The organism is Halobellus rarus, from assembly GCF_024494595.1.
In the GTDB taxonomy this organism is placed as follows: domain Archaea; phylum Halobacteriota; class Halobacteria; order Halobacteriales; family Haloferacaceae; genus Haloquadratum; species Haloquadratum rarum.
The window spans coordinates 49,076-74,398 of sequence record NZ_JANHDI010000001.1 but is presented as its reverse complement, the minus strand read 5'-3'; the positions used below and the strand labels follow the sequence as shown (position 1 = coordinate 74,398).

Sequence of the window (25,323 nt, the reverse complement as noted above, 5' to 3'; positions counted from 1 at the left end):
CGCCGCTACCGGACATCGTAACACGAGCTTACGACTCGGGTATCAAGTACCTACTGCCGCGCTGCGCGCCGTTTCGACTCGATGCTCGGACGCCGACCGCTACTCCAGATAGCCGAGGTCGCGGAGCCGTTCCTGGGCGTCGTCGTCCATCTCGTCGACCGCGTCGTCGGAGACGTCGTCGTCGAGCGCGTCGGTCCACGCGCCGCCGACCGCGGACTCGAACTCGGAGAGCATCCGGTCGGTCGACTCGATCAGCGGGTCGTCGCCGCCGGCGACGTTCTCCGTCTCCCCGGCGTCCTCGTCGAGTCGATACGCCTCGTCGTCGATCCGGTCGATGCGGACGTACTTCGCGTCGGTCCGGCGCGCGGCGCGCATCCGCGAGTAGAACCGCGAGTCGTTCGGGAGCGTGATGCCGGCGTCTGCGGCCTTCTCCTCCAGTTGATTCAGTTCGACGACGGGCCGGGAGTACTCGACGAAGGCGTACTCGCCGTCGCCCCGCTGACCGGGGTCGCGTTCGGCGTCAGCGAGGCCGTCGAACGCGCGGTAAGAGTCGGAGACGAGCGAGCGCGTGCGGTCGAGACCGACGGCGTCCTCTCCCGGGGAGGCCGGCGTCCCACCCTCGACGTCGAGCGTGTCGAGAACGGTGTGATACAGATCGAGCAGTTCGACCTGGTCCGTCCGGCGGTCGGCGTCGAGCGCGGGGTGTTTCACCATCAGGGGGACGTTCACGAGCGGGTCGTACAGACAGAACTCGTGGCCGTAGAGGTCGTGCTCCCCGTGGAGTTCACCGTGGTCGGCGCAGACGACGACCATCGTGTCGTCCCACCGTCCCTCCGCCTTCAGCCAGTCGAAGAGCCGACCGAGTTGATCGTCGATGTGGGCGATCTCGGCGTCGTAGAGCCCGCGGATGTCCTCCCACTCGTCGTCGTCGATGTCGCGGGCTCCCGAGTTGTACTCCTTGGAGTTCTGGCACACCTCGGTCGAATCGACGCCGGGCGCGAACTCCTCGGCGAACTCCTCGGGCGGGTGATACGGGAGGTGTGCGTCCATCAGGTTGATGAACGCGAACGAGCGGTCGGCATCCCGGATGAACGACTTCGTCCGGTCGATCACGGCGGGCGTCTTCGAGTCCGCGCTACCCCCGCCGGCGAAGTACTCGTGAGCGGTGTTGCCCAGACTGACGAGTTTGTCCGCGACGGTCCGGAGCGCCTCGTTGTCGTTCATCGTCTTCCACGCGCGGGCGAGCGGTCCCGAGAGGAACTCCCCGGGCATCACCTCGAAGAAGTTGTCCTGGTCGTCGAATCCGTCAGTCAGATGCGTATACGGCGTGATCCACGCGTTCGAGGAGTAGCAGGCGGTATCGTAGCCCGCGGTCGAGAGCGTCTCCGCGAGCGTCGTCGCCCCCTCGAGGTAGGGGTTCTCCTGGTCCGCGCCGTGCCGCGAGGGGTACATTCCCGTGAAGAGCGAGGCGTGAACCGGGAGCGTCCACGGGGCGGGGGCGACCGCCTGCTCGAAGACGGTCGCCTCCTCCGCGAACGCCGAGAGATTCGGCGTCGTCGGGCGGTCGTACCCGTACGGGGTGAGTCGGTCCTTGCGGACCGTATCCATCACCACGAAGAGAACGTTCTCGGGTGATTCGGTGATCATACTCACGTCTCACGGCGAGGAGGTCAAAGAGTCACCGGTCCTGGGGCGCGGAAAAAACGAGCGGGAGCGACGTTAGAACGGAGCCTGCGGACCTTCGTCGCTGTCGGCCTCCTCGCCGGAGCTCTCGCCGGGGAACGACGGCGACATACTCTCTTCGTGACCGCCACCGCCCATCCCGGTCTCGGCGTGGACCATCTCGATTTCGGGGATCTCCTTGACCATCCGGCTCTTGATCGCCTGGATGGTCATCGGCGAGATGCCACAGCCCGAACACGCGCCGCCGAGCATAATCGTGACCTCGCCGCTCTCGCGGTCGAGGTTCTGGATGGCGGCCGAGCCGCCGTGCATCTGAATTTGGGGGAAGTTCCGGCGCAGGAAGTTCGTGACGCGCTCTTTCAGGTCGTCGTCGCCGCTTGCAGCGTCCGTGCTCATACCCCTCGCTTCGGCGGCGACGGGCTTAGGCCTTTGGTTCACCCGTGGCTCGATTCGTCAGGTTCGACCGAGAGAGTCCGATGCGACCGCTCACTCGGAACGGTCTAGCCCGAAGACGCGACGGTGCTGTCGGCGGAGCTCTTCGAGGTACGCCTCGAGGACGCCCGCGAGTTTCTCCTCGTCGACGACGACGGCGGTCAGCCGCTCTTTCGGATCCTCCGGGAGTTCGATTCTGAACTCGCCGTCCTCGTAGAACGGTTCGGACTCGTTGAGGATCTGCTGGTCGATCGCGTGGATCAGTTCGGAGTCGTACTCGTCGTTCATCGTCTCGAAGGCGTTCTTGTACGCGCGCTGAAGCTCTGGGAAGTAGTTCGCGTACTTGTCCTCGAACTTCTCGGGGTCGAAGTCGGTCATACGCGTAATTGATCGGCGGCGGTACAAACCGGTTTTCGTCCGGACGTGTCGGCGGGCACGCGCGTACGACAAAATCGAAGCAGTCGTCCCGCCGTTTCACCACGTATTTGTCACGTCGTTGGTGACGTTCGGATATGAACGGTCTCGAGATCGGTATCCGATTGGCCGCCGGCCTCGCGTTGATCCTTATGAACGGCTTCTTCGTGGCGATCGAGTTCGCGCTCACGCGGGTTCGACAGTTCACAGAGGCCGAGTTCGACGAACCGGGGCTCCGCCGGGGGTGGGAGATGACCAACGACCTGGAGATCTATCTGACGAGCTGTCAGGTCGGGATCACGGCCTCGAGTATCGCCGTCGGGATCGTCGCGGAGCCGGCGCTCGCTGCCCTCTTCGAGCCGTATTTCCGATCGACGTTCCTGGCGTCGGTCGGCGCGGGCGGCGTGCTGGCCTTTCTGATCATCAACCTCCTGCACCTCACCCACGGCGAACAGACGCCCACGTACCTCGGCGTCGAACGCTCGAAGTTCGTCGTCCGCTACGGTGCGACGCCGCTGTACTGGTTCGCGAAGCTCATCTCGCCGGTCATCGCGATCGGCGACGGCGTCGCGAAGTTGACGCTCAAACTGTTCGGCGTCGAGATGACGGGCGCGTGGCTGGAGGCCGAAACCGACGCGATCGAGTCGCGGGCGGACCTCAGACACGAACTCGGCTCGGTGCTCGACCGCGGCGACCTCCCGGAGGAACGACGCGAGGAGGTCCTCAACGCGCTCAAGGTCGGCGAGCACTCGATCCGCGAGGTGATGACGCCGGTCGAGGAGGTCGTGTTCCTCTCGACCGAGGACGACATCGAGGAGAACCTGGATCGGATCGGGTCGAACCCCCACACCCGCCTCCCGCTCGTCGGGGAGGGTCCCGAGGACTTCCGCGGGATCGTCTACGTGCCCGCGGTCGTCGCGAACGTGGACGCGCTCCGGGACGGAGAGACGACGCTGGAATCGATCGCCGCGCCGCCGATGACGCTGTCGGCGGAGACGCTGATCAGCGAGGCGGTCGATCAGTTCCAGGTCGAACGACAGGAGCTCGCGCTCGTCTTAGACGGCGGCGACGTCGTCGGACTGCTGACCGCGACGGACGCCTTCGAGGCCGTGATGGGCGAGCTAGACGACCCGCTCGACGTCGCGGCCGACGAGAGAACCGACTCGTCTGTCGAATCCGAGTAAGCGAGAGACGACGCAGTTCCGTCGGAAACCGGCGTCTTGGTGGATCGGAACGTGAAGACCCCTCCGCGGGGTCGGGGCGAACAGTCGGCACACTGCGGCCGGCGCTCGGCCGATCGCGCCCGCGCCGACGTGCCGAACAACCGTGGAACGGCGCGGGACGAGTCCTCCGTCACGGGGGGCCCTGGCCGCCCGTTCGGGTATAAACTCACGCCGGATACGGCCGATTCCGAGAAGTGGCCTCGATAAACACGACCCGGGAAGTAGCATCGGCAGATCGGTTCACTCGTCGTCGCCGACGCGTTCCTCGACCTCGTCGACACGTTCTTCGACCTCTTCAACCCGTTCCTCGACCTTTTCGGCGACGCGTTCCTCGACCTGTTCTCCGACTTTCTCTTCGACCCGCTCGTCTACCTGTTTGCCGACCTGTTCGCCCATCTGCGCTTCGACGCGTTCGTCGACTTTCTCCTCGACCTCTTCACCGACCCGATCTTCGACTCGTTCGTCGACTGTCTCCTCGACTCGTTCGTCGACTGTCTCCTCGACTCGTTCGTCGACTGTCTCCTCGACCCGTTCATCGACCGTCTCTTCGACCTCTTTGCCGACCTGCTCACCGACCTGTTCCTGCACTTCCGCCTCGACCTGCGTTTCGGCCTCCCGGGAGACGGCCTCCTCGATGAGTCGCTCGTAGATCGACATCTTCTCCCAGATCCGGAGCAGGTAGCCGACGACGAGTCCGCCCTCGAACGCGGCGACGCGCGCGTCGACGCGGAAGACGAGATACCCGAAGCCGACGACGAAGAGGGCTCCGTAGAGCAGTTCGATGTGGAACTGCGTCTGGCGGCCCTGAAACCGGGTGCTCAGCGTGCTCAGTGACATCGTTGGACGTTCGCCGTTCGCGTCTAAAAGCTGTGCGGCTATCGGCGGAGTCACGGGAATCGAGACGGCAGGTGGCTGTTCCGACAGCCCTCATCAGGCGATGAGATGGAGTCGCTGTGCGACATCGAAGGCGACAAACGCGATCACACCAGCGAGCGTCGGCGTCGCGATCCACGTCGCGACGATGCGCTTCGTCGTCGTCGGATCGAACAGGTTGAGCTGATCGCTCCCCCAGGTGGACTGTTCCCCGTCCGTGAGCCCCTCCGGGCGGACGACCGCCTGCAGCGGCACACGACGGCTCGCCCGTCCCCATCCGAGGCCGATCACACAGGACGTGAGGACGACCGCGAGGCTGGCCGGGATACCGGCCCAGCTCAACCCCGTGAGAATCGAGGCCGCGATGGTCTCGGCGATCAGCGACGCTTCGAGCGAGAGGTCGGTGATGTCCTCGCCGACGGTCTCCATCGTTCGCGGGCCGAGGGCGAACGCGCCCACACCGATCGCCAGACCGCCGAGCGCGACGCCCGAGAGCATCCCGATCTGTCCCGACCCCACCAGCGGCGCGACGGCGTTGCCGACGTTCGACGCGCCGGCGGAGAAAGCCATGTAACAGGCGATGGCGATCACCCCGAGTTCTGCGAGCCGCGTGTCGCGGGACTCGAGATCGAGCGCGTCGACGAAAGCGTCGTAGAGGTACCGACCGATGAACGCACAGAGCCAGAACGCCAGGATCGTCGAGAGGAGCCACCACAGCACCACGATTCCGACCGTCCGCCAGTTGAGCACCCCGAGGGCGGCGCCCATCCCGACGACCGCGGCGACGGCCGCCTGACTGGTGCTCGTCGAGACCTTGAGGACGTTTCCGAGCAGGATGCCGACGCCGATGAAGAGCAGGACGCCGATCGACGCGCCGGGCGTGAAGTACTCGGGCGGGATGAACCCGCCCCCGAGCGTCTCGACGACGTTCGTCCCGATCGTGACGCCGCCGAGCAGGACGAAGACGGCCATCAGCCCCGACGCCAGACGCATCGAGAGGACGCCGCTACCGGTCGCCGGGCCGAACGCGACGCCCGTCGACGACCCCCCGATGTTGACGCCGACGAAGACCGCGACCGCGACGCCGAGGACGAACAAGACTGAACCCGCCATCGTCTCAGGATGAACACGTTCGACTCAAAGAGTCCTTTCGTTCGTTCTGCGGTCGGTTCGCGACCCGTCGGCAATCACTCGCGACGAGAACCGAGGAGGAACGAGGTGACGTCTGTCGCGCCGAGACGCCACTCGCTTCAGCTACGGCCGACAGCGATCAGCCCTCGATCGGGATCGTCTTGCCGTGAGTGGTTCCTTCCCCCTCGAGGGGGAGCGTCACCTCGAGGATGCCGTTCGTGTACGTCGCGTCGATGGCCTCGTCATCGACGTCCTTCGGGAAGCGGAAGCGTCGGTGGTACGTCCGTTTCCGCCCCCGACTCTCGTCGACGTGTTCGGCGGCGATGTTCAACATTCCGTCGTCCCAGGCGAGGGTGATCTCGTCCCGATCGAACCCGGGCATCTCGACGGCGAGGACGAACTCTTCGTCCTCCTCGTACAGTTCGTAGTCTGTACTGCCAGCGTCGCCGAAGACTCGGGACGGGAGGCCGAGCCCCTGCGTCCAGGAGTTCGTCGCGTCTGTCGGCAGCGCCATTGCTGTTCACCTCGATTGCAGTTGTTAATTGTTCGTGGTTCGTAATAAATATTTCTGAGAATTGTTGATTTGTGGGAAACTAACGGATATTATGATTTATTCGGGTTTTATTCGGGGCCATACCCATCGACGCCGGACGCGCGGAGGTACTCCTCCAAGAGCGTCGGAAACTGCGCGCCGCGAACGTAGCGGAGGCCGAACTCGTCGGCCCACGAGATGATCCCCCTGTCTTCCGTGACGACGCCGGCTTCGAGTTCCCTGGCGAGGACGAGGAGGTCGAAGTCCTCGCGCGAGTCGAGCACCCCCTGTCGGAGCGCCTGCCGATACTTGTCGCGCATCCCCGAGAGGATGCGGTCGGCCTCCGTCATATACGCCTCGGCGGTGTCCTCCCCGTCTCGGGTCAGCTCACTCGGATCGAGCTGTTCGACCTCCCGAAGCGCCTCCTCGGAGACGCGGAGGCCCCGGTCGACGCGGTCGCTCATCTCGTCGATGAAGTTGTAGACGATGTTCGCCGGAATAGTGACGCCGTACCGGTCGGGGCTCTTGCGGACGACCCAGGTGTCGAGTCGCGAGAACACCTCCTCGTCGACGTCGCGGTCCCGCAGCATCGTCGCGAGTTCGTCGTGGATCGAGGGCGGCATATGACAGGAGATGTTGAGTTCCAGTCGCGCCGTCGCCACGAGATCCAGCAGCCGAAGCGCGGCGTCCGTCAGCGACTCACCGTCCCGACGGATGTCGTCGGTGATGAAAAGCGACGTGTCGAGGACGAACTGTTGTCGCGGCAGTTCTCCGGGCATACCCCCGATTCGAGCGGGGAACCTATAAGATGTCACCCCACGGGAGCGACGCGGGCCTCCCGCGACGTGGGGTGGCCAGCGGACCCACGGAGCCGACAGCTGACAGACGCCAGGCGGGACCCGGATCTTTTCACCGAACCGACCGGAGAGACAGTATGGACGAACGCGCGTACTTCGAGCGGTTGGACTCCACGGCGTCGGATCCGGCCGAGCTGTTCGAGCACTTCGAGCGGCGGTCTGTCGGCGAATATCCGTCCCACGTCCTTCCGTCGGCCCGCCACGGCATCGAGCGGGGGACCGTGATCCTCGATGCGGCCGACGCCATCGTCCGCGGCTATCCCAGCATCCCGCGGGTGCTGGCGCTCGACGCGGGCGTCACCTCGTTTTTCGAGGCCGACGAGACGATCTTCGCCGAGGAGAAACTCGACGGGTTCAACGTCCGCGTCGCGGACGTCGGGGACGACGGCCCGCTGGCGTTCACTCGCGGCGGCTACGTCTGTCCGTACACCACGGCGCGAGTCCGCGAACTGCTCGATCTGGGGGAGTTCTTCGAGTACCATCCCGAGAAGATGCTATGCGCCGAACTGATCGGGCCGGAGACGCCGTACACGACGCACGACTACGAGGAGGTCGACTCGGACGCCGTCCGGGTGTTCGATGTCCGCGACCGCGAGTCCGCTGCTCCACTCACAGTTCCCGAGCGCCGAGACCTCTGTGAACGGTACGCCTTCCCACAGCCTCGGCTGTTCGGACGCTACGATCGCTCGGAGGCGACAGAGGAGATCTGGGCGGCGGTCGAAGAACTGGACGACGACGCCCGCGAGGGCGTCGTGATGAAAACGGCTGAGGGCGACTCGATGGTGAAGTACACCACCGAGTCCAAACACCACGACGAACTCGAACACGCGTTCTCGCTGCTGTTCGACCTCGGGAGAGATTTCGTATTCTCACGGATCACCCGCGAGGCGTTCCAGGCCGCCGAGTTCGACGAGAGCGAAGAACGGCTCCAAGAGCGCGCGCACGACCTGGGCGAGTCGATCCTGCGCCCGGCCGTGGAGACCATCCGGCGGGTCGAAGCGGGCGAAACCGTGGGCGAACGGCACCGCGTCCGTGGGGGAACCGAAGAGATCGACGCCCTCCTCGAGCACTTGCGGGATCTCTCGTTGACTATCGACGTCGAAGAGGACTACCGCGAGGACGACCAACGCGTCGTCGAATTCCTGAAAGTGGCCGAGTCGACCGCCGACCGCACGCAGTACTACCTAGAGGGCGGCACCTACGACGAGTGAGGACGCGAGCAGGGATTCAGTATAGCATCATAGAGTATATCTACCTGTCTCGCGTGTTCGATCCGAAGAGTCGCGAGGTGGTGACGAGTCCGTGACGTGCCGGTTCGAGGGGTAACCGGCACTGAGTAGTGCGACCGATATATTCGACCGCCGGATTGCGGGGACAGGCCTCCGAACAACCTTAATCCGTCCATAGCTAGAGAGATACCAAGATGGACGCACTCGATCGGGTGAAAAAGAGATACGCAACGAGCCAAGCGCTTATGGATCAGATCAGGTACGCTGCCGAGTCGTTAAGTCTGCAGTTCGATCGGTGGAACGAACAGCACGTCTCCGGCCCCAGCCTCTACTTTTTGATCGTCGCCGAGATGAGTTTCGACGGATACACTGACCCGCTTGGAGCGAACAAGTGGCCGACCAACCGGTGTAAAATCGTCACCGAATCGTTAGAGACGTTCACGGAAGTCGCCCGAGACGTGGCGATCACGCGGGACGGAGCGATTATGGTGACTGCCGACGGGACGATTCAAGAACAGATGGTGCGTGTCCGTAATCCACCACGGGACGAGGTGCCAGGCATCGACGAACTGAATCCCGCCGACTGGATGGGGACCAAACACCTGAGCGCCCTGGAGACCTCGCTCCGCGAGGACGTCATCTGGGCGATCACACTCAGCGAAGAGGACGGCCGCGTCACCACGTTTTTGGATGGGACGTATCGCGACTATCCTCGGGACGAAATCGGTGGCCGGTGGCGCCCCGACTAGAAGACGGATCTACGGCAGTGAGCAGGTTCGGATACGGGCTCAGTCGCAAACCCCGCTGGCTATGTCGATCTGTTTCTGCGAGATACGCGCCTGAACGCGGCACGAGGTCTGAAAATCGATCACTGAGAGCTTCGACGGGAACATCAACCGTTGTTCGAGGTTCCGGTCCGAATGCGGGCGCTCGTGGAGCGAGAACCACGAATCGAGTGCATCGGTTCCGTTCTCCCCCCGATCGAGGATAGTCCGTATCCGGGAGAGATAAATCACATACTGCAATATAGAATGAGTGAGGCTGACGACCGTCCGACGAGGAGACGCAACCGCTAGGAAGGGTAGCTGTTGTCGCAGGCGGCGCGAAGTCAGACGAAAGCCGAGAACGTCAGTCGAGTTGCTCACCGACGAGCCGATCCGCTTCCGCGACGAACGCCTCACGCGTTCCGGTCGGAATCGTCGCGCCGGCGGCGACGTTGTGACCGCCACCGTCGCCGCCGACGGCGCGGGATGCCTCGCGCATCACCGCCGAGAGGTCCAGACCCTGCCGGACGAGCGCGTGGGAGCCGCGGCCGCTCACCTTTATCTCCTCCTCAGATTTCTCGGCGAACGCGAGGATGGGGATGTCACCGCGGACGCCCGCGGCACCGACCGCCATCCCCGCGACGATGCCGACGATCGTCTCGCGAATGCGCGATCCGGCGTCGAACCACTGGACGTTGTCTTCGACCGTCGTTCCCTCGTTCTGGACCCACTGGAGCCCCTCCGAGAGGTTGCGTCGGTGGTTTCGGAGGAGCGTCCGCGCGCGGTCGAGCGCTCCCTCGCGGTCGCCGAGACAGACCGCGAGACCGACGTCAGCGCGCTCGTACCGCGCGGTTGCGTTCAGGAGAGTCGAGAACTCGCTCACATCTCGGAGTTCGGTTCCTGGCTCCTCGTCGGTCAGCGTGTACGTCGTCCCGACGAGCGCGTCGATCCGATCGGCGGGGACACCGGAGGCGATCGCTCGCTGCAGCAGGCCGCTGACGACGGTCTTCCGCTCGGCCATCGTCAGGTCGACCCAGCGACGCCACTCTCCGCCCTCTTTTAGGTCCAGATCGAGATCCGAGAGGAACTCGATCGCGCCGTTCGCGTCGTTCGTGATCCCGGGGATCCGAACGTCGGTCGCGTATTCGAGAAACTTCGGGAGCGGCCGGGTCTGACGCCCGTAGACGAGCAGGTCCGTGGCCTCCTCGACGACACCGGCGGCGACGCCCTCCTCGACGATTACCTGGTTCGCCCCCGAGAGGCCGCCGTCGGTCCCCTGCATATCGCCGACCGCGCCGACGACGGCGAGGCCGGCGAGGTCGCGGTTGTCGCCCTCGGGCGGTTCGAGCGCCCGCGAGAGGACGTAGCTCGCGCCGGCGCCGGAGAGTTCCGACGCGCCGTCGAGGCCGAACAGCAGCGGGTTCAGGTGGTGGGCCGGTTCGTCGACCCCGTCCGGGAGGTCGGCGGGCTGGTGGTGATCGGCGACGACCGGCGTGAACGCGCCCTCGGCGGCGTAGGGGGCGATGACGTCCAACTGCCCGCTCCCGAAGTCGGTGAAGAGCACCGTCTCGTAGTCGGTGGCGGCGATGCGGGCGACCTCCCGCTCGTCGAGTTGCTTCGCGAACACGGTCTCGAACGGAATTTCCGCGCGCTCCAGCGCCGCGGCGGCGATGGCCGCGCTCGTCAGTCCGTCGGCGTCGATGTGCGACGCGAGCAGCACGCGATCGGCCGTCCGGAGTCGGTCCGCGCAGGCGACGGCCCGCTCCCGGAGGGCGGGGACCGGACCGTCGTCGCTCGTCGTCGTGTCCGCGCTCATACCCGGTCGTGGGGCGCTCTCGGATTTAAATCCACGTTCGGGAGAGAAAGAGGAGGAAGGGGCGAAAAGAGGCGGGGCGGCGGAGCCCCGATGACTCAGCCGTGATACGTCGGCGCCGCTTCCTCGACGACGGCCGTCGCGAGCTCCTCGAACGTCGCGTTCTCGGGGACGACGTCGACGCGAATTCCGTACCCTTCCGCCGTCTCGCGGGTCGGTGCGCCGATGACGCCGACGACGGCGCGGTTCAGCCCCGCGACGGCCTCCTCGCGGACCCCCCGCTCGTCGGCCGCGGCGAGGAAGTTCTCGACGGTGAGCGAGGAGGTGAAACAGACCGCATCGAGTTCGCCACCGGCGGCCATCACCGTCGACTGGCCGGACCCCTCGGGGCGGACGAGTCGGTACAGGACGGTCTCGTTGACGTCGGCACCGGCCGCACGGAGGCCGTCGAGGAGGACGTCGCTGCCGTGGTCGCTGCGCGCGACCTCGACGACCGTGCCGCCGACGTCGCCTTCGAGCGCGGCGACGAGACCCGCGGAGGTGTACTCCTCGGGGACGACGTCGACCGTCCATCCGGCCTCGCGGGCGGCCTCGGCCGTTCGCGGCCCGATGCAGGCGAGAGTGGCCTCGCCCGGGGTCCAGTCGGCCTCGGCGAGGAGTTCGACGCCCGTCTTGCTCGTCAGGACGACGAACTCGGGGCCGGCCGCGGATCGGTCCGTGTCGGGGTCGTCGCCGTCCCCTCTACCGGGAATCGCTCCCGTGGGTTCGACGGCGAGCATCGGGTCGGGGACGGGAGTCGCGCCGAGCGAGTCGAGCAGTTCGACCGCTCGCACCATCCGCTCGTCGTCCGGCCGAAAGACGGCCACGCGGACGTCGCGGGTCACTGCTCTGGCACCTCCGTCGACGCCGCGCCGGTTCGGTTCCGCAGGAATTCGACGACGCGCGCTCGCGTCGCGGCCACCTCGCCGATCACGGTTATCGCAGGGGGTTCGATCCCCTCGGAATCCCGGACGTCGACGATGTCGTCGAGCGTCCCGCTTGCCACGCGCATCTCCGGCCACGTCGCCCGCTCGACCAGCGCGACGGGGGTGTCCGGAGCCATCCCGGCGTCTCGCAGCGCCGCGGTGTAGTCCGGGAGTTTACCGACGCCCATCAGGACGACGAGCGTCCCGCCGGTCGCCGCGAGCGCGTTCCAGTCCACCGCCGACTCCTCCTTCGTCGGGTCCTCGTGGCCCGTGACGAACGAGACCGAGGAGGCGTGATCGCGGTGGGTGACCGGGATCCCCGCCGTGCCGGGGCCGGCGATCGCCGAGGTGATTCCCGGCACGACCTCGAACGGAATCTCCTCACTGGCGAGGTGTTCCATCTCCTCGCCGCCGCGGCCGAAGACGAACGGGTCGCCGCCTTTCAGCCGGACGACGTCGTTGCCCGCGCGCGCGAGTTCGACCAGTCGCCGGTTCGTGTACTCCTGGGGGGTCCACTCGCCACCGGCGCGCTTGCCGACGTCCTCGCGTTTCTCTTCGGGGACGGTGTCGAGAATCTCCGGCCCGGGGAGTTTGTCGTGCAGGACTACGTCGGCCTCGTCGAGGAGGCGACGCGCCTTCACGGTCAGCAGTTCGGGGTCGCCGGGGCCGCTGCCGACGAGGAAGACCGTTCCGACGGCGGCTGATGAGTCGTCGCTCATCGTCACTCCTCCGCGGCTTCGCGCGCCGCCGCAATCAGGTCGTCGGCCCCGCGGTCGGCGAGGTCGGCCGCGAACGCCGCGGCCGCGTTGGCGTGATCGTCGACCGGGAGGTCCCGGCTGGCGGCCACTTCCGCCTCGCCGTCGCCCGAGAGCACGCGCGCGACCGTGTGCACGTACTCGCCCTGGAGTTTCGCGTGGACGCCGATGGGCGCGATGCACCCGCCGCCGAGTTCCGCGAGCACCGTGCGTTCGACGGTCGTCTCGACGCGCGTCCGCGGGTGATCGACGACCGATCGGATCTCCTCGGTCGCGTCGCCGTCGGCGCGCGCGGTGACGGCGATGGCCCCCTGGCCGGGCGCGGGAACGGACGTCGCGGTATCGAGCCGCGCGTACTCGACGTGGTGCAGCAGGCCCGCGCGGCGGAGGCCCGCCTCCGCCAGCACGATGGCGTCGTACTCGACGTCGAGTTCGCGTTCGAGCGCGCGGCGTTCGATCTCTGCGAGGCCGTCGAACCACTCCTCGATCGACTCCTCGAACGTCCCCTCGTACTCCTCATCCCGTGCGGAGGCTTCCGGAGCCTCCGCGCTCTCGTCGCGGTCGGCGTCGACGCGGCGCTCGTGCTCGGCCTGCAGTTCGGGGGCCAGCAGCTTCTCGATCCGCGTGTCGACGTTACCGCGGAGGGGCTCGACCTCCAGGTCCGGGCGCTCGGCGAGGATCTGCGCCTTGCGGCGGAGCGAGGAGGTGCCGACGACGGAGCCCGCCGGGAGGTCTTCCAGTTCGGTCCCGTCGGAGGTGAGAAGCAGGTCGGCGGCCGATTCGCGCACCGGGACGCCGGCGACGACGAGTTCCCTCGGCCCCTCCGTCGGCATGTCCTTCATCGAGTGGACGGCGGCGTCGACGTCGCCGTCGAGCACTTTCTCGTCGAGCGCGCGGACGAACGCGCCGGTCTTCCCGAGTCGGTGGATGAGTTCGTCTCTGATCTGATCGCCGCGGGTCTCGACCTCGACGAGTTCGACGTCGAACCGACGGTCTTCGAGCGTCTCCCGGACGCTCGCCGCCTGCCGGAGCGCCAGATCCGAACTCCGGGTCGCCAATCGGAGTGTGCCGCGAGTAGTCATTGTCGCATCCTCGGCGGCCACGGGTGAAAAGGCCACCACTTCGGTCGCGAGCGGGAGCGGACAGCGGCGGTGTCGGCCCTGGCGACGACCGAAACGCACTCACGGAACGGCCGCGTCGCTGCCGACGTGTCTCCCGCCTCCCGCCTCCTCGACGGAGTCGGCGGGTTCCTCCACGTCGCCGTGCTGTGGCTTCTGCTCAATCCCGCGTTCACGCCCGTGAACGTGGTCGTCTCGGCACTGCCAGTTCCGCTGGAGCGACAGTTCTGGCACGCCGCCGTCCTGTCGACGCTCGGCGTCGCCGTGGTCCGCTACTACGACCCCTCTTGGGACCTGGTTCGTGGATTCGTCGTCGGCGTCGCGACGACGGCGACGTTCACCTCGCTGTACGTCTTTTCGGGGCTCGAACGCGTCGTCGGCGCGGGCGGGTCCTGGCGCGCGTTCGGCGCTGTCACCGCGTTCTGGGTCGTCAGCCTCGCCGTCGGCGTCGCGCTCGCCCATCCGAGGACGTGGCGGCGGTTCCGGACGCACTTCGGGGTCGAGTGATGGCCGCGCCGGCATCGGCCTCCCCCAGACGATCGGTTCAGGGCGTCCCGACCGCGACGTGCCGCTTGTACAGGTAGAACAGCGCCAGCACGACGCTGAGGACGAACGCGCTCAGCACCTCCGTCGCGAGCGCGGCCAGCCCCCAGACGAGCGGGTCGGGAGTCCACGACGACTCCGATTCGGCGATCGCTCGCGCGTCGACGTACGTCGCGATCGGGTACATCACCGAGAGGACGAGACCGAGCAGTCCCAGGACGGGGATGACGACGAAGGCCCCGAAGATGGTGACGATCCCGCCGGTGAGAAAGATATCGAAGAGCAACGCACCGACGAACAGAACGCCGAGAACGCCGCCGAGAACGACGTACAGCGGGATCGCCGCGATCCAGTACCACCACCGCGAGTCGACGCTCGCGCGGGGGAGGAGGTCCCCGATCGGGTCGTCGAAGTCCCCGCTCCTCGCGTCGGTTCCACTCGACGTCGGGTCGGTTCCGCGCGCGGACGGATCGCCCGTCGTCGGGGTGGCGGACTCCCGTCCGGGCGTCCTCGATTCTGCAGAGGACGTGTCCGACCGCCCTGTCGGCGGATCGAACTCCTCGGTCGGCGCGTCCGAACCGGTGTCGTGTCCGTCGGGATCGGGGCCCGAATCCTCCGGATCCCGCTCGGCCTCGTCCGGCTCCGAATCACCGTCATCGGTCGTCGGATCGTCGCGTGGAGGGCTGTCCATACGGCGTTCTTCGCCGCTATCCTACAAAAAGTCGAGGGCGGGGGGGCCGAAGCGGCCCCGCCGTCGCCGCGCTCGACGCGCTAGAGCGCTTCCTTGTACGCTTCGAGCGTCTCCTCGACGTCCTCGTCGGTGTGGGAATAGGAGACGAACTGCGACTCGAACTGGTTCGCGGTGAGGAAGATTCCCTTCTCTTTCATCTCCTGCCAGAAGATCCGCTCCCAGCGCTCGGTCTCGGCGTTCGCGACGTCGGCCCCGTTCTTCGGGCAGTAGTCGTACCGCGCGCACGACTCGTCCTGCCGGCAGCCGGCGTCGCACACGTGGCTGTCCTCGCCAGCGCCGCCAACGTCGCCGGAATCGGGCCCCTCGCGCGTGAAGACCGTCTTGAACATCGAATCGGTACCGACGACCGTGTAGGAGGGGGCCTGGTCCGCGACGATGTCGGCGATCCCCGTTCGGAGCCGCTCGCCGAGTCGGTTCACGTGCTCGTAGACGTCGTTCTCGGCGGCGTACTTCAGGTACTCGTAGCCCGCGGCCATCGTCACCGGGTGCCCGGAGAAGGTGCCCGACTGGAAGACGTCGCCCGAAGGCGTGAACTCCTCTAAGATCTCCGCGCGCCCGCCGATCGCGCCGACCGGGAACCCGCCGCCGACGATCTTGCCGAACGTCGTCACGTCGGGCGTGACGCCGAATCTCCCCTGCGCGCACTGGAGGCCGCCGACGCGGAATCCCGTGATGACCTCGTCGAAGATCAACAGCGCGCCGTGGTCCTCGGTCAGCTCGCGGAGCCGTTCGTGGTAGCCGTCGACCGGGAGGACGATTCCCGTGTTAGCGAGGATCGGTTCGGTCAGTACCGCCGCGATCTCGTCGCCGCGTTCCTCGAAGACGCGCTCTGCGGCTTCGACGTCGTTGAACGGCACGGGAATCGTGTGTTCGGCGAACGACGCGGGGATACCGGGCGAACTCGGCCGGGAACTGTCGGGGCCGCCTTCGACGAGCGTCGACTCCTGCGCACCGTGGTACCCGCCCTGCATCACGACGATCTTGTCGCGGCCGGTGTAGCCGCGAGCCAGCCGGACCGCCGAGACGGTCGCCTCGGTCCCGGAGTTGACGAAGCGGGTCATCTCGACGGAGGGGACGTGCCGCGCGACGAACTCGGCGAGTTCGACCTCGACCTCCGTCGGCGCGCCGTACATCGGGCCGTCGGAGGCGTGCGACTGGACCGCCGCACGCACCGGCTCCGGCATGTCGTGACCGTACAAGAGCGGCCCGTAACCCATCACGTAATCGAGGTATCGGTTGCCGTCGGCATCGACGACGTGCGCGCCGTCCCCGCGCTCGATGAAGAACGGGTACGGACGCGTCGCCCGAACCGAGGAGTTGACGCCGCCGGGGATCACGGAGAGCGCTCTGTCGTACAGCGCCCGCGACTCGTCGTGTCTCATAGACAGCGTTTCGACCGGCGCGTGCAAAATCCTTGTCGCTTCCCCTCGTGCCTCCGGGACGGGACCGAGGTGCGGTCACTCGCCGCGGAGCCACGCCAGGGACGACGCGTCGGTGTCCGCAGAGGTGTCGGCGACGTCCGGGTCCGAGTTCCCGGCGTCCGAGTCGGCGGCCTCGGAAGCGTCCGGGTTCTCTCCGTCCGAGTCGCTGTCGCCCGCGAGGTCGTCGAACCGATCGGCGAGGAGGAGCGCGAGCGAGTCGTTCAGCGCGTGGATCGCGATGAGCGCGGGCAACGACCGGAACCAGAGGTACAGGAGCGTCATCACGAGCGCCGGCTGTGCGATCCGGCGGATCGCGTCGCGGTCCCAGGTGTCGCCCGCGTGCCCGACCACGAAGGCGGCGGCGGAGAGACCGCCCGCCAGCGGGGCGCTCCCGGTGAGCGAGAGCAGTCGTTCGAGCGCGTAGCCGTGGAAGGCGGTCTCCTCGGTCGCCCCGGCGGTGAACGCGACGAACAGGCGCTCGGGCGTCGAGAGCGACGCGAAGGAGCCGATCCCGGCCGCGAGGCTGTCACCGCCGTCGCCGACGCGCGCCCACAGCGGTGCCGTGAGAACGTGCGATCCGACAAGGACGCCGAACCCGACGAGCACCTGCCCGAGGAGCACCGACGGGGACTCGACTCGCCAGCCGATCGAAGCGAGGGAGTCGCCCTCGGCGGCGACGACGAGCAGCAGCACGGCCGGAATCACCCACTTCCAGGCGTGTTCGCGGAGGTCGATCGACCGCGGCCCGTCCGTGGGCGTTGAGTCCTCGGCCGCACTGACGGCTCGTCGGACCCGATCGAGCGCCGCGAACCCGACGAGGGCGACGAGCAGTCCGACCGCGGTGACCGGCGTGGGCTGCACACCGGAACTGCGAGGACCGGCCGTCTTTGCTCTTTCTCTCCGCGATAAAAAAGACGAGCGCCAACACGGGGACGAGACGGAACTGACCGTCTCGAAGGTCGTCTTAGACTGCTTCGGGTCCGCTCTTGCCCGTGCGGATCTGCCGCGCCGATTCGACGGGGAGGACGAACACCTTGCCGTCGCCCTTCTCGCCCGTACGGGCGGATTCGGCGATAGCGTCGACGACGTCCTGTGCGGGGATGTCGGCGACGACGCACTCGATCTTCACCTTCTGGTGGAGGTCGACCGTGTACTCCTCGCCGCGCCACTGCCCCTTCTTCGCCGGCTGGGAGCCCCGTCCGGACACGTTCGTCACCGTCAGCGACGGCGCGCCCGCCTCCGCGAGCCCCTGTTTGACGTCGGAGAGCTTGTCGGGGCGGATGTACGCCACCACCATCTTGATCTCCGCGTCGGTGCTTCCCGTCGGCCCGCCGTCAGTCGGTTGCGTGTCGCTCATAGGTCAGCCTCGGTTTCGTCGTCCGAAACGGTTTCGGCGCTGGTCGACTCCGAGCGCGCGCGGACGGTCCCGCCGTCGGGGCGGATCATCCCGCCGTCGACGCGAGCACCGGACTCGTCCGGGCGGCCGAATTCGGGGTAGGTGTCGACGCCGTGTTCGGAGGAGTCGAGCCCTTCGAGTTCGTGTTCGTTAGAGACGCGCGCCTGCCCCGCGGCGCGGAACGCGCCGAAGACCAGCGCGGTCGCCGCGAACGTCCACACGGCGATGACGACGACGCCGACGACCTGCGGGATCGCGAGCGAGAGGAACGACGCGTTGCCGTTCCAGAACGCCGTCGCGGCGAAGGGGTACGCGAGCGCCCCGAGGATGCCCGCGGAGCCGTGAACCGGGAAGACCGCACAGACGTCGTCGATCTGGAGGCGCTTCTCGACGAACTCGAAGACGATCGGCAGCTGCGCCCCGGCGAGCAGGCCGATGGCGAGCGCGCCCGGCCAGACGATGACGTCGGTGACGGAAGTGACGCCGACGAGGCCGGCCAGGAGACCGTTAGCCACGTAGAGCGTGTCGACCTTGCCGGTCTTGTACGTCGCGACCGCCGCGGCACCGATCGCGCCGGCGGCCATCCCGAGCGTCGTCACGAGCGCGACGCGCCCGACGGTCTGGAAGGAGCCGAGGACGACCTCGCCCGAGTCAGAGAGCGCCAGCGGCGACGCCGAGGTCCCGACGTTGAAGCCGTACCAGCCGAACGCCAGGATGAGCGTCCCGAGGACCGCGAACGTCATCGAGTGGCCCGGGATGACGTTCACGGAGCCGTCGTCGTTGAAGCGGTTCATCCGCGGGCCGATGATCCACGCGGCGGTGAGACCGGCGATGCCGCCCATCGCGTGGACGATCACGCCGCCGGCGAAGTCGTAGAACCCGAGCGCGTCGAGGAAGCCGCCGCCCCAGGTGAAGCCGGTGACCACCGGGTAGATGACCCCGGCCAGGAGGATCGTGTAGCCCACGTACGCGCGGAGCTTCGCGCGGCCGGCGACGGCTCCGGAGACGATCGTCGCGGCCGTCATCGCGAACACCGCGCCGAAGAGCCAGTTGACCCAGGCCCCCGCGGAGCCGGCCTCGGGCGCGTACAGGTCGGTGAACGCGCCGACGACGGAGTAGGATCCCCCGCCGGTCGCGCCGCCGACGATCGTCGAGACCCCCGCGCCGACGAGGAAGAAGACGATCACCCCGACGCTCCAGGTCAGGAGGTTCTTGGTCAACTGGTTCGCGACGTTCTTCGAGCGAACCTGCCCCGCTTCGAGCATCGCGAATCCGGCGTGCATGAAGAAGATCAGGAACGTGACCATCAGGACCCACATCAGGTTCACGCCCTGAACGACCGCGGACAGATCGGACTGCAGCGTCGCGCTCAGCATACGGTACCTCTCGTGGATGGTGCGTCAATTTGGCTTGGACGTTCGTACATCATTTGGTGAATTTTGGTCGGATTCGTTTTCCGAATCTCGGTATGACCTATCTACATAGAGTATTAAAACACTTATCGTTTATATTGTAAAATTTGCTGATGGTATACACACGTATGTCAAAATTACTATGGAATAAAAGGAATATAAGGGCGTAATGTCGGGAGGAGGCGGACAAATGTTGCCGTATTTTGTTACAGACATAGTGTCAGCACTCTAGAAATATGGAGCGAGCGACGCGCGGGGCTGTCGAGCGCGTTCGACGGAAAGGGGTGCGTCCCGCCGGAAGCGGCGGTCGATTTGCAAACGATCACGCAGCCGGCCGAACGCTGGCGTGCGATCGAGTGAGCGAAACCCTGCGAACACTACGATAGCAGGTCAGTCACAGACCGAAATCGGATCTGCCGTCGATCGAAGCCACAGGACAGCGACTGAGCGTTCGAAAAAAGTGTCTGCAGGGGGAACTACACCGCGTCGGGCCCGGTCGTTCCGGTGCGGATCTGGTGGGCCGACTCCACGGGGAGGACGAATATCTTCCCGTCTCCGGGTTCGCCGGTGTTCGCGCCGGCTTGGATGGCGTCGACGACGTCCTGTGCGGGGATGTCGGCGACGACGCACTCGACCTTCACCTTCTGGTGGAGGTCGACCGTGTACTCCTCGCCGCGCCACTGCCCCTTCTTCGCCGGCTGGGAGCCCCGACCGGACACGTTCGTCACCGTCAGCGACGGCGCGCCCGCCTCCGCGAGCGACTGCTTCACGTCGCCGAGTTTGTCGGGCCTGATGTACGCCACCACCATCTTGATGTCCGTGTCGGCGGAGTCACTCATCGGAACTCACCTCCGTGCCCCCGTCGGCGAGGTCGTCGAGAGCCGCGCCATCGTCAGTGCGGAGTTCGCCGCCGTCGGTGCGGAGTTCGCCGCCGTCGGTGGCGACGGTGCTCTCGCGGCGCTCGTTCGGCACGAACTCGGGGTAGACCGAGACGCCGTGTTCGCCCTCGTCGAGGCCCTCGGTCTCTTCTTCCTCGGTCACGCGGAGGCCGACGGCCGCGTCGAGCACGTACAGCACGATCGCCGACGCGACGACCGTCCACAGGGCGATGACGACGACGCCGACGACCTGCAGCGCGAACTGATTGATCGCGAAGCCGCCGACCGCGAAGATCGGAATCAGCGCCGTTCCGACCGCGCCGGCGACACCGTGGACGGCGAAGACGCCGCAGACGTCGTCCACTTTCAGCGTGTCGACGGTGAAGCGGAACGCGGGCAGGACCAGGAAGCCGCCGAGGCCGCCCAGGAGTGCGCCGCCCCACCACGTGACGTGCGGGACCGCGCCCGTGACGGCCACGAGGCCGGCCAGCAGTCCGTTAGCGGTCCAGAGTGGGTCGGGCTTACCCTGGTAGCGCGCGGAGGTGAGCATCGCCATCGCACCGCCCGCGCTCATTCCGAGCGTCGTCACGAGCGCGACGCGACCGAGCGCGGCGCCCATGAACGTGAGCGACCCGTCGTCGCCGACGGCTAGGATCGTCGCCTGCGTGCCGACGTTGAAGCCGTACCAGCCGAACGCCAGGATGAACGTCCCGAGGACGGCCAAGAGCATCGAGTGACCCGGGATCGGCTGGCTGTTGCCGTTCGCGTCGTAGCGGCCCTTGCGCGCCCCGACGAGTTTGGCCGCGACCAGGCCGGCGATCCCGCCGCACATGTGGACGACGGTCGCACCGGCGAAGTCGAGGTAACCCGCACCGAGCGCGCTGCCGATGTAGCCGCCGGCGGAGAGGAGGCCGCCGCCCCACGTGAAGCCGACGACGACGGGGTAGATGATCGCCGTCATCACGATGGTGAACAGCACGTACGCGTCGAAGTTCATCCGCTCGGCGACGGCTCCGGAGACGATCGTCGCGGCCGTCATCGCGAACACCGCGCCGAAGAGCCAGCCGATCCACGCGTTCGGATCGCTGATGTGTGCGAACGCGCCGGAGATTCCGCCACCAGAGGTGAGCGCTCCGGCGACTCCGACGACGCCCGCGCCGACGACGAAGTAGATTATCGTCCCGAGGAACCAGTCGCTCATGTTCTTCATCAGCACGTTCCCGACGTTCTTCGCGCGGACCTGCCCCGACTCCAGCAGCGCGAAGCCCGGCTGCATGAAGAAGATCAGGAACGTGACCATCAGCACCCACACGTTGTTGATCCCGTTCGCGACGGCGGTCGGATCGACCTGTAACGGCGTTACCATACTTTCACCTCCAGCTTCGAACGTTCGTCCAGTGGTGCTCCAAATTCGCTGTGATTCGTGGTTTGTATCACGGGAGATTCTCAAGCAAAGGTAGTATATAAATTTTGGAGTTGAATATGTCTAAAATACCTATGTCTATCCAGACATTCGTATGATTTGGATAAGAATATAATGAGTATAAGGTGGAGAGATGGGTAGATATCGACATCAATCTCCGGATTAGATGGACGTACGTTCAGGCAAATCCTGCCAAAGCGTCCGTTTCAGCGGGTGCGCGCCCGATAGTAGTGGTGATATCGACCGTTCGAACGGTATCTTCAGACCCGGTCGGCGAGCGTCTCGGCGAAGTACGTGACGATGAGATCCGCGCCCGCCCGCTTCATCGCGAGCAGGGACTCGTAGGCCGCCGCTTCGAGGTCGAGCCATCCCTTCTCGGCGGCGGCGTGCACCATCGCGTACTCGCCGGAGACGTTGTACGCGGCCACCGGATGGTCGAACGAGTCGCGGATCGCACGCACGACGTCGAGGTACGCGAGCGCGGGTTTGACCATCAGCACGTCCGCGCCCTGCTCGACGTCGAGACCGACTTCCCGGAGCGCTTCGCGGCCGTTCGCGGGATCCATCTGGTAGTGCCGCCGATCGCCGAACGCCGGCGCGCCGTCGGCCGCGTCGCGGAAGGGGCCGTAGAAGGCGCTCTCGTACTTCGCGGCGTATGACATAATCGGCACCGACGCGTGGCCCGCCTCGTCGAGGCCCTCGCGGATGGCACCCACCATCCCGTCGGTCATCGAACTCGGCGCGACCATATCCGCGCCCGCCGCCGCGTGAGAGACGGCCGTCTTCGCCAGCAGGTCGAGCGTCGGGTCGTTCCGGACCGTGAGGGTGGGGTCCGACTCCGCGTCGGCTTCGAGGACGCCGCAGTGACCGTGGCTGGTGAACTCACAGAGGCAGACGTCGGTGATCACGTAGGCGTCCGTCTCGGCGGTGATCCGGCGGACGGCCTCCTGGACGACGCCGTCTTCAGCCCAGGCGCGCGTGCCGCGCTCGTCCTTCGACTCGGGAATGCCGAACACCATCACCGCCTCGACGCCGGTCTCGCGTATCTCCTCGACGCGGTCGACCGCGCCGTCGACGGGGACGCGCTCCTGGTTCGGCATCGACTCGATCGGGAGGCGCTCGTCGGTCGTCGCGTCGACGAATATCGGCGCGACGAGGTCCCGCGCGTCCAGGCGGGTCTCGCTGACGAGCGGTCTGATGCCGTCGCGTCGGAGCCGTCGCGGACGGTCGGTGAGGTCCATAGCCGGGCTTCGTGATCGGGGGAAAAAACCGCATCGGACTGCGCGCGGAGGGACAGTGGTGTCCGACCCACCGGTGATGAGACCCGGAGCGAAACGTGTTTGTGCCGCTCCCGGGTAAGGGAAGACGATGCAGTCGCTCGCGGTCGCCCTCCAGCTCGACGCGATGCCCCCCCGCCTACTGGCGCTTCTGGAGTCCGAGTGGGCCTACGTCGCGCTCTTCGGCGTCTTCGTGCTCGAAGGCGCGATGCTGATGTACTTCATGCCGAGCGAACTCATCGTCCCCGGGTCGCTGCTGCTGCTCGGCGGTGATTCGCTGATTCCGATCCTCGCCGTCGCGGTTCTCGGTGCCACGGTCGGACAGTACGCGCTGTTCAAGGTGGCTCAGCGCGGCGGCCGCGAGTACCTCCTCGCGAAGTCGTGGTTCCGCATCGACGAGTCGAAACTCGACCGGTTCGACGGCTGGTTCGAGCGGTGGGGCCCGGTCGTCGTTCCCGTGAGCAACGCGCTGCTGTTTACGCGGGGAATGCTCACCGTCCCCGCCGGGTTCGCCGAGATGGACGACCGGCAGTTCCTCGCGCTGTCGGCGCTGGGCACGCTGCTCTTCGAGGTCGCGCTGGCGGGATTGTACCTGTACGCCGGCACGCTGCTGTAGGAGACAGAGAGTCGGGGGCCGCCACGGGCGCGGTGGCCCGTGGCTCCTTTCCGTGGATTACTCGGACACGCCCGCAACGCCATCGGCGTGATGACCTCGAACGGTGTCGGCGGTCACGGTCGGAATCATTCGACGGGCTCGCCGTGGGACTCCCGAAGTTCGACCTTGCGGATCTTGCCCGTCGAGGTTTCCGGGAGGTCGCCGACGAACTCGACGACGGTCGGGCACTTGAAGTGCGCGAGGTTGTCGCGGGCGAACTCGATGACCCCGTCCTCGGTGAGATCCGCGCCGACGGCGGGCACGACGATTGCTTTGGGCGTTTCGCCCCACTTCTCGTGGGGGACGCCGATCACGGCGACGCGCTCGATGTCGGGGTGGTCGTAGAGGGCGTCCTCGACCTCGACGCTGGAGATGTTCTCGCCGCCGCTGATGATGACGTCCTTCTTGCGGTCCTTGATCGCGACCATCCCGCGTTCGTCGATAGTGGCGAAGTCGCCGGTGTGGAACCACCCGTCGACCCGGCCGGCGAAGGCCTCCCGGGTCCGCTCGGGCTTGTTCCAGTAGCGGTCCATGACCTGGTTGCCGCGGACGACGATCTCGCCCATCGTCTCGTCGTCGGGGGGGACGTCCTCGCCGTCCTCGTCGACGACGCGCACTTCGGTCCCGAGCATGGCGTGGCCCTGGCGGGTCTTGATCGCGAAGCGACCCTCGCTCTCGATCCGGCGCGGCGAGTTGCTCGTCGTGATCAGCGGGCCGGTCTCGGTCAGCCCGTAGACGTGCAAAATGTTCCAGCCGAGTTCGTCCTCGACGGTCCGGATAGTGGACTCTGGCGGCGGGCTGGCCGCGGTCGCGATCCTGACCGGCTTGTCACCGGTCGCCGCGACGTCGTGGGTCTGGTAGTGATCGATCATCCGGTCGAGGACCGTCGGCGCGCCACAGAGGTAGGTCACGTCGTGGGCGTGGATGCGCTCGAAAGCGCCCTCGGCATCGAAGTGGCGCTGGCAGACGTGTGTCCCGCCGACGCCGGTGATGACGTAGGGATAGCCCCACCCGTTGACGTGGAACATCGGGAGCGTCCAGAGGTAGGCGTCGTCGTCGCTGACCTCGGTGTGGTGGGTGGTGATCAGCGCGTGCCAGTGTTCGGTGCGGTGGGTGCGGACCACGCCCTTCGGGTCGCCGGTCGTCCCGCTCGTGTAGTTGATCGTCGCGGGGTCGTCCTCGGAGATGTCGGGGCGCTCGACCGCGTCGGGGTCGGCCCCCTCCAGGAGTGACTCGTAGTCGCGCCAGTCGCCGTCGACGCGGTCGGCCGGGTTGGCGACGAACGTCGCGGCGGGCACCCGGTCGCGGATCGCCTCGACCTTCTCGGCGTACTCGTGGTCGGCGACGACCGCCCGGGCCCCGCAGTCGTCGAGGATGTACTCGTAGTCCTCGGCGATGAGTCGGTAGTTGAGCGGGACCGAGACGGCCCCGAGGACGTTGATCGCGAACAGCGTCTCCAGAAACCAGTGTGTGTTCGGTGAGAGCAGCGCCACGCGGTCGCCCTGCTCGATGCCGAGATCGGAGAGCGTCGCCGCCGCGCGGTCGACCCGCTCGCCGAACTCGGCGTAGGTGTACTCGGTGCCGTCGTGAGCGACCACGCCGACAGCGTCGCCGTAGACGTCGATCCCCCTGTCGAGGAAGTCGAGCGTCGTCATCGGTCTGTGCATGCTATGCCAAGACGTGACTGTGGCACGTAAAGTTCTTTCTCAACGGCAAAAGTGCACACTGTGTCACTCGGTTGCGACGACAAGAGTCAACTTCTGCCGGGTTCGCGACCA

Annotated in this window: 25 protein-coding genes; 5 read left to right on the top strand and 20 right to left on the bottom strand. The window is 66.7% G+C overall.

Annotated elements, in window-relative coordinates; genetic code table 11:
• Positions 1-99: 99 nt before the first annotated feature.
• From NO876_RS00380 to NO876_RS00370, 3 genes are all read right to left on the bottom strand, one after another.
• On the bottom strand, positions 100-1,647 hold the full coding sequence (locus NO876_RS00380; protein WP_256419698.1) for a sulfatase: 1,548 nt from the start codon (positions 1,645-1,647) through the stop codon (positions 100-102).
• A 72-nt stretch (positions 1,648-1,719) separates the two neighbouring features.
• Complete coding sequence (locus tag NO876_RS00375) at positions 1,720-2,079, bottom strand: NifU family protein (protein WP_256419697.1); 360 nt, start codon at positions 2,077-2,079, stop codon at positions 1,720-1,722.
• A gap of 90 nt (positions 2,080-2,169) precedes the next feature.
• Positions 2,170-2,493 (bottom strand): DUF5783 family protein, encoded by a 324-nt coding sequence (locus NO876_RS00370; protein WP_256419696.1) that lies wholly within the window; start codon positions 2,491-2,493, stop codon positions 2,170-2,172.
• Positions 2,494-2,627: 134 nt separating this feature from the next.
• On the opposite strand from NO876_RS00370, the gene NO876_RS00365 reads away from it, so the two are divergent.
• Entirely contained in the window at positions 2,628-3,713 is a 1,086-nt protein-coding gene (locus tag NO876_RS00365; RefSeq protein WP_256419695.1) for a CNNM domain-containing protein, read from the top strand.
• Between the two features lie 279 nt (positions 3,714-3,992).
• Here NO876_RS00365 and NO876_RS00360 read toward each other — a convergent pair whose 3' ends face one another.
• From NO876_RS00360 to NO876_RS00345, 4 genes are all read right to left on the bottom strand, one after another.
• Entirely contained in the window at positions 3,993-4,589 is a 597-nt protein-coding gene (locus NO876_RS00360) for a hypothetical protein (RefSeq protein WP_256419694.1), read from the bottom strand.
• 93 nt (positions 4,590-4,682) lie between these two features.
• Complete coding sequence (locus NO876_RS00355; protein WP_256419693.1) at positions 4,683-5,738, bottom strand: inorganic phosphate transporter; 1,056 nt, start codon at positions 5,736-5,738, stop codon at positions 4,683-4,685.
• A gap of 157 nt (positions 5,739-5,895) precedes the next feature.
• Entirely contained in the window at positions 5,896-6,270 is a 375-nt protein-coding gene (locus tag NO876_RS00350) for an Hsp20/alpha crystallin family protein (RefSeq protein WP_256419692.1), read from the bottom strand.
• A 107-nt stretch (positions 6,271-6,377) separates the two neighbouring features.
• Entirely contained in the window at positions 6,378-7,067 is a 690-nt protein-coding gene (locus tag NO876_RS00345; protein WP_256419691.1) for an RNA ligase partner protein, read from the bottom strand.
• A gap of 155 nt (positions 7,068-7,222) precedes the next feature.
• Here NO876_RS00345 and NO876_RS00340 point away from each other — a divergent pair, with 155 nt between their 5' ends.
• Together NO876_RS00340 and NO876_RS00335 are read left to right on the top strand one after the other, a co-directional pair.
• On the top strand, positions 7,223-8,356 hold the full coding sequence (locus NO876_RS00340; protein ID WP_256419690.1) for an RNA ligase: 1,134 nt from the start codon (positions 7,223-7,225) through the stop codon (positions 8,354-8,356).
• Between the two features lie 212 nt (positions 8,357-8,568).
• Positions 8,569-9,123, top strand: a complete 555-nt coding sequence (locus NO876_RS00335) for a diadenylate cyclase (protein WP_256419689.1) — start codon at positions 8,569-8,571, stop codon at positions 9,121-9,123.
• Positions 9,124-9,502: 379 nt separating this feature from the next.
• On the opposite strand, the gene recJ is transcribed toward NO876_RS00335, so the two are convergent.
• The 4 genes from recJ to hemC form a co-directional block, all read right to left on the bottom strand.
• A complete protein-coding gene (gene recJ / locus NO876_RS00330; RefSeq protein ID WP_256419688.1) occupies positions 9,503-10,954 on the bottom strand; it encodes a RecJ family nuclease in 1,452 nt (483 codons plus the stop codon).
• Between the two features lie 95 nt (positions 10,955-11,049).
• Positions 11,050-11,835, bottom strand: a complete 786-nt coding sequence (locus NO876_RS00325) for a uroporphyrinogen-III synthase (protein WP_256419687.1) — start codon at positions 11,833-11,835, stop codon at positions 11,050-11,052.
• Positions 11,832-12,635, bottom strand: a complete 804-nt coding sequence (gene cobA / locus NO876_RS00320; RefSeq protein WP_256419686.1) for a uroporphyrinogen-III C-methyltransferase — start codon at positions 12,633-12,635, stop codon at positions 11,832-11,834. The genes NO876_RS00325 and cobA overlap by 4 nt, the downstream gene beginning before the upstream one ends.
• Positions 12,636-12,637: 2 nt before the next feature.
• Positions 12,638-13,753, bottom strand: coding sequence for a hydroxymethylbilane synthase (gene hemC, locus NO876_RS00315; protein WP_256419685.1), 1,116 nt, complete (start codon positions 13,751-13,753; stop codon positions 12,638-12,640).
• Positions 13,754-13,879: 126 nt separating this feature from the next.
• Between hemC and NO876_RS00310 the strand changes: the two genes are divergently transcribed.
• Positions 13,880-14,296: a hypothetical protein gene (locus tag NO876_RS00310; protein WP_256419684.1), complete on the top strand. Its 417-nt coding sequence runs from the start codon at positions 13,880-13,882 to the stop codon at positions 14,294-14,296.
• Positions 14,297-14,333: 37 nt separating this feature from the next.
• On the opposite strand, the gene NO876_RS00305 is transcribed toward NO876_RS00310, so the two are convergent.
• From NO876_RS00305 to hemB, 8 genes are all read right to left on the bottom strand, one after another.
• Positions 14,334-15,023, bottom strand: a complete 690-nt coding sequence (locus tag NO876_RS00305; protein ID WP_256419683.1) for a hypothetical protein — start codon at positions 15,021-15,023, stop codon at positions 14,334-14,336.
• An 80-nt stretch (positions 15,024-15,103) separates the two neighbouring features.
• Positions 15,104-16,465 (bottom strand): glutamate-1-semialdehyde 2,1-aminomutase, encoded by a 1,362-nt coding sequence (gene hemL, locus NO876_RS00300; protein ID WP_256419682.1) that lies wholly within the window; start codon positions 16,463-16,465, stop codon positions 15,104-15,106.
• Between the two features lie 75 nt (positions 16,466-16,540).
• The gene (locus NO876_RS00295) at positions 16,541-17,365 is read right to left on the bottom strand and encodes a CPBP family glutamic-type intramembrane protease (protein ID WP_256419681.1); all 825 of its coding nucleotides are present in this window, start codon (positions 17,363-17,365) and stop codon (positions 16,541-16,543) included.
• Between the two features lie 103 nt (positions 17,366-17,468).
• Entirely contained in the window at positions 17,469-17,861 is a 393-nt protein-coding gene (gene glnK1, locus NO876_RS00290; protein WP_256419680.1) for a nitrogen regulatory protein GlnK1, read from the bottom strand.
• Positions 17,858-19,276 (bottom strand): ammonium transporter, encoded by a 1,419-nt coding sequence (locus tag NO876_RS00285; protein WP_256419679.1) that lies wholly within the window; start codon positions 19,274-19,276, stop codon positions 17,858-17,860. Before NO876_RS00285 ends, glnK1 (NO876_RS00290) begins: the two co-directional genes overlap by 4 nt.
• Positions 19,277-19,788: 512 nt before the next feature.
• Entirely contained in the window at positions 19,789-20,151 is a 363-nt protein-coding gene (gene glnK1 / locus NO876_RS00280; RefSeq protein WP_256419678.1) for a nitrogen regulatory protein GlnK1, read from the bottom strand.
• Positions 20,144-21,556 carry an ammonium transporter gene (locus tag NO876_RS00275; protein WP_256419677.1) on the bottom strand — a complete coding sequence of 471 codons (1,413 nt, stop codon included), beginning with the start codon at positions 21,554-21,556 and terminating at the stop codon, positions 20,144-20,146. The genes glnK1 (NO876_RS00280) and NO876_RS00275 overlap by 8 nt, the downstream gene beginning before the upstream one ends.
• Positions 21,557-21,873: 317 nt before the next feature.
• Positions 21,874-22,854 carry a porphobilinogen synthase gene (gene hemB / locus NO876_RS00270; RefSeq protein WP_256419676.1) on the bottom strand — a complete coding sequence of 327 codons (981 nt, stop codon included), beginning with the start codon at positions 22,852-22,854 and terminating at the stop codon, positions 21,874-21,876.
• A 127-nt stretch (positions 22,855-22,981) separates the two neighbouring features.
• Between hemB and NO876_RS00265 the strand changes: the two genes are divergently transcribed.
• Positions 22,982-23,506, top strand: a complete 525-nt coding sequence (locus NO876_RS00265; protein ID WP_256419675.1) for a DedA family protein — start codon at positions 22,982-22,984, stop codon at positions 23,504-23,506.
• Between the two features lie 125 nt (positions 23,507-23,631).
• Here the strand turns inward: NO876_RS00265 and NO876_RS00260 are convergent, their stop codons facing one another.
• Positions 23,632-25,212, bottom strand: coding sequence for a long-chain-fatty-acid--CoA ligase (locus tag NO876_RS00260; protein WP_256419674.1), 1,581 nt, complete (start codon positions 25,210-25,212; stop codon positions 23,632-23,634).
• Between the last annotated feature and the right edge of the window lie 111 nt (positions 25,213-25,323).

Coding starts and splice junctions, on each gene's coding strand:
- hemL (WP_256419682.1), bottom strand. CDS start 16,465: ATGAGACACGACGAGTCGCGGGCGCTGTACGACAGAGCGCTCTCCGTG.
- NO876_RS00360 (WP_256419694.1), bottom strand. CDS start 4,589: ATGTCACTGAGCACGCTGAGCACCCGGTTTCAGGGCCGCCAGACGCAG.
- hemB (WP_256419676.1), bottom strand. CDS start 22,854: ATGGACCTCACCGACCGTCCGCGACGGCTCCGACGCGACGGCATCAGA.
- recJ (WP_256419688.1), bottom strand. CDS start 10,954: ATGAGCGCGGACACGACGACGAGCGACGACGGTCCGGTCCCCGCCCTC.
- NO876_RS00260 (WP_256419674.1), bottom strand. CDS start 25,212: ATGCACAGACCGATGACGACGCTCGACTTCCTCGACAGGGGGATCGAC.
- NO876_RS00355 (WP_256419693.1), bottom strand. CDS start 5,738: ATGGCGGGTTCAGTCTTGTTCGTCCTCGGCGTCGCGGTCGCGGTCTTC.
- NO876_RS00265 (WP_256419675.1), top strand. CDS start 22,982: ATGCAGTCGCTCGCGGTCGCCCTCCAGCTCGACGCGATGCCCCCCCGC.
- NO876_RS00335 (WP_256419689.1), top strand. CDS start 8,569: ATGGACGCACTCGATCGGGTGAAAAAGAGATACGCAACGAGCCAAGCG.
- NO876_RS00380 (WP_256419698.1), bottom strand. CDS start 1,647: ATGATCACCGAATCACCCGAGAACGTTCTCTTCGTGGTGATGGATACG.
- NO876_RS00375 (WP_256419697.1), bottom strand. CDS start 2,079: ATGAGCACGGACGCTGCAAGCGGCGACGACGACCTGAAAGAGCGCGTC.
- NO876_RS00340 (WP_256419690.1), top strand. CDS start 7,223: ATGGACGAACGCGCGTACTTCGAGCGGTTGGACTCCACGGCGTCGGAT.
- NO876_RS00365 (WP_256419695.1), top strand. CDS start 2,628: ATGAACGGTCTCGAGATCGGTATCCGATTGGCCGCCGGCCTCGCGTTG.
- NO876_RS00370 (WP_256419696.1), bottom strand. CDS start 2,493: ATGACCGACTTCGACCCCGAGAAGTTCGAGGACAAGTACGCGAACTAC.
- cobA (WP_256419686.1), bottom strand. CDS start 12,635: ATGAGCGACGACTCATCAGCCGCCGTCGGAACGGTCTTCCTCGTCGGC.
- NO876_RS00345 (WP_256419691.1), bottom strand. CDS start 7,067: ATGCCCGGAGAACTGCCGCGACAACAGTTCGTCCTCGACACGTCGCTT.
- NO876_RS00305 (WP_256419683.1), bottom strand. CDS start 15,023: ATGGACAGCCCTCCACGCGACGATCCGACGACCGATGACGGTGATTCG.
- glnK1 (WP_256419678.1), bottom strand. CDS start 20,151: ATGAGTGACTCCGCCGACACGGACATCAAGATGGTGGTGGCGTACATC.
- NO876_RS00350 (WP_256419692.1), bottom strand. CDS start 6,270: ATGGCGCTGCCGACAGACGCGACGAACTCCTGGACGCAGGGGCTCGGC.
- NO876_RS00275 (WP_256419677.1), bottom strand. CDS start 21,556: ATGGTAACGCCGTTACAGGTCGATCCGACCGCCGTCGCGAACGGGATC.
- hemC (WP_256419685.1), bottom strand. CDS start 13,753: ATGACTACTCGCGGCACACTCCGATTGGCGACCCGGAGTTCGGATCTG.
- NO876_RS00285 (WP_256419679.1), bottom strand. CDS start 19,276: ATGCTGAGCGCGACGCTGCAGTCCGATCTGTCCGCGGTCGTTCAGGGC.
- glnK1 (WP_256419680.1), bottom strand. CDS start 17,861: ATGAGCGACACGCAACCGACTGACGGCGGGCCGACGGGAAGCACCGAC.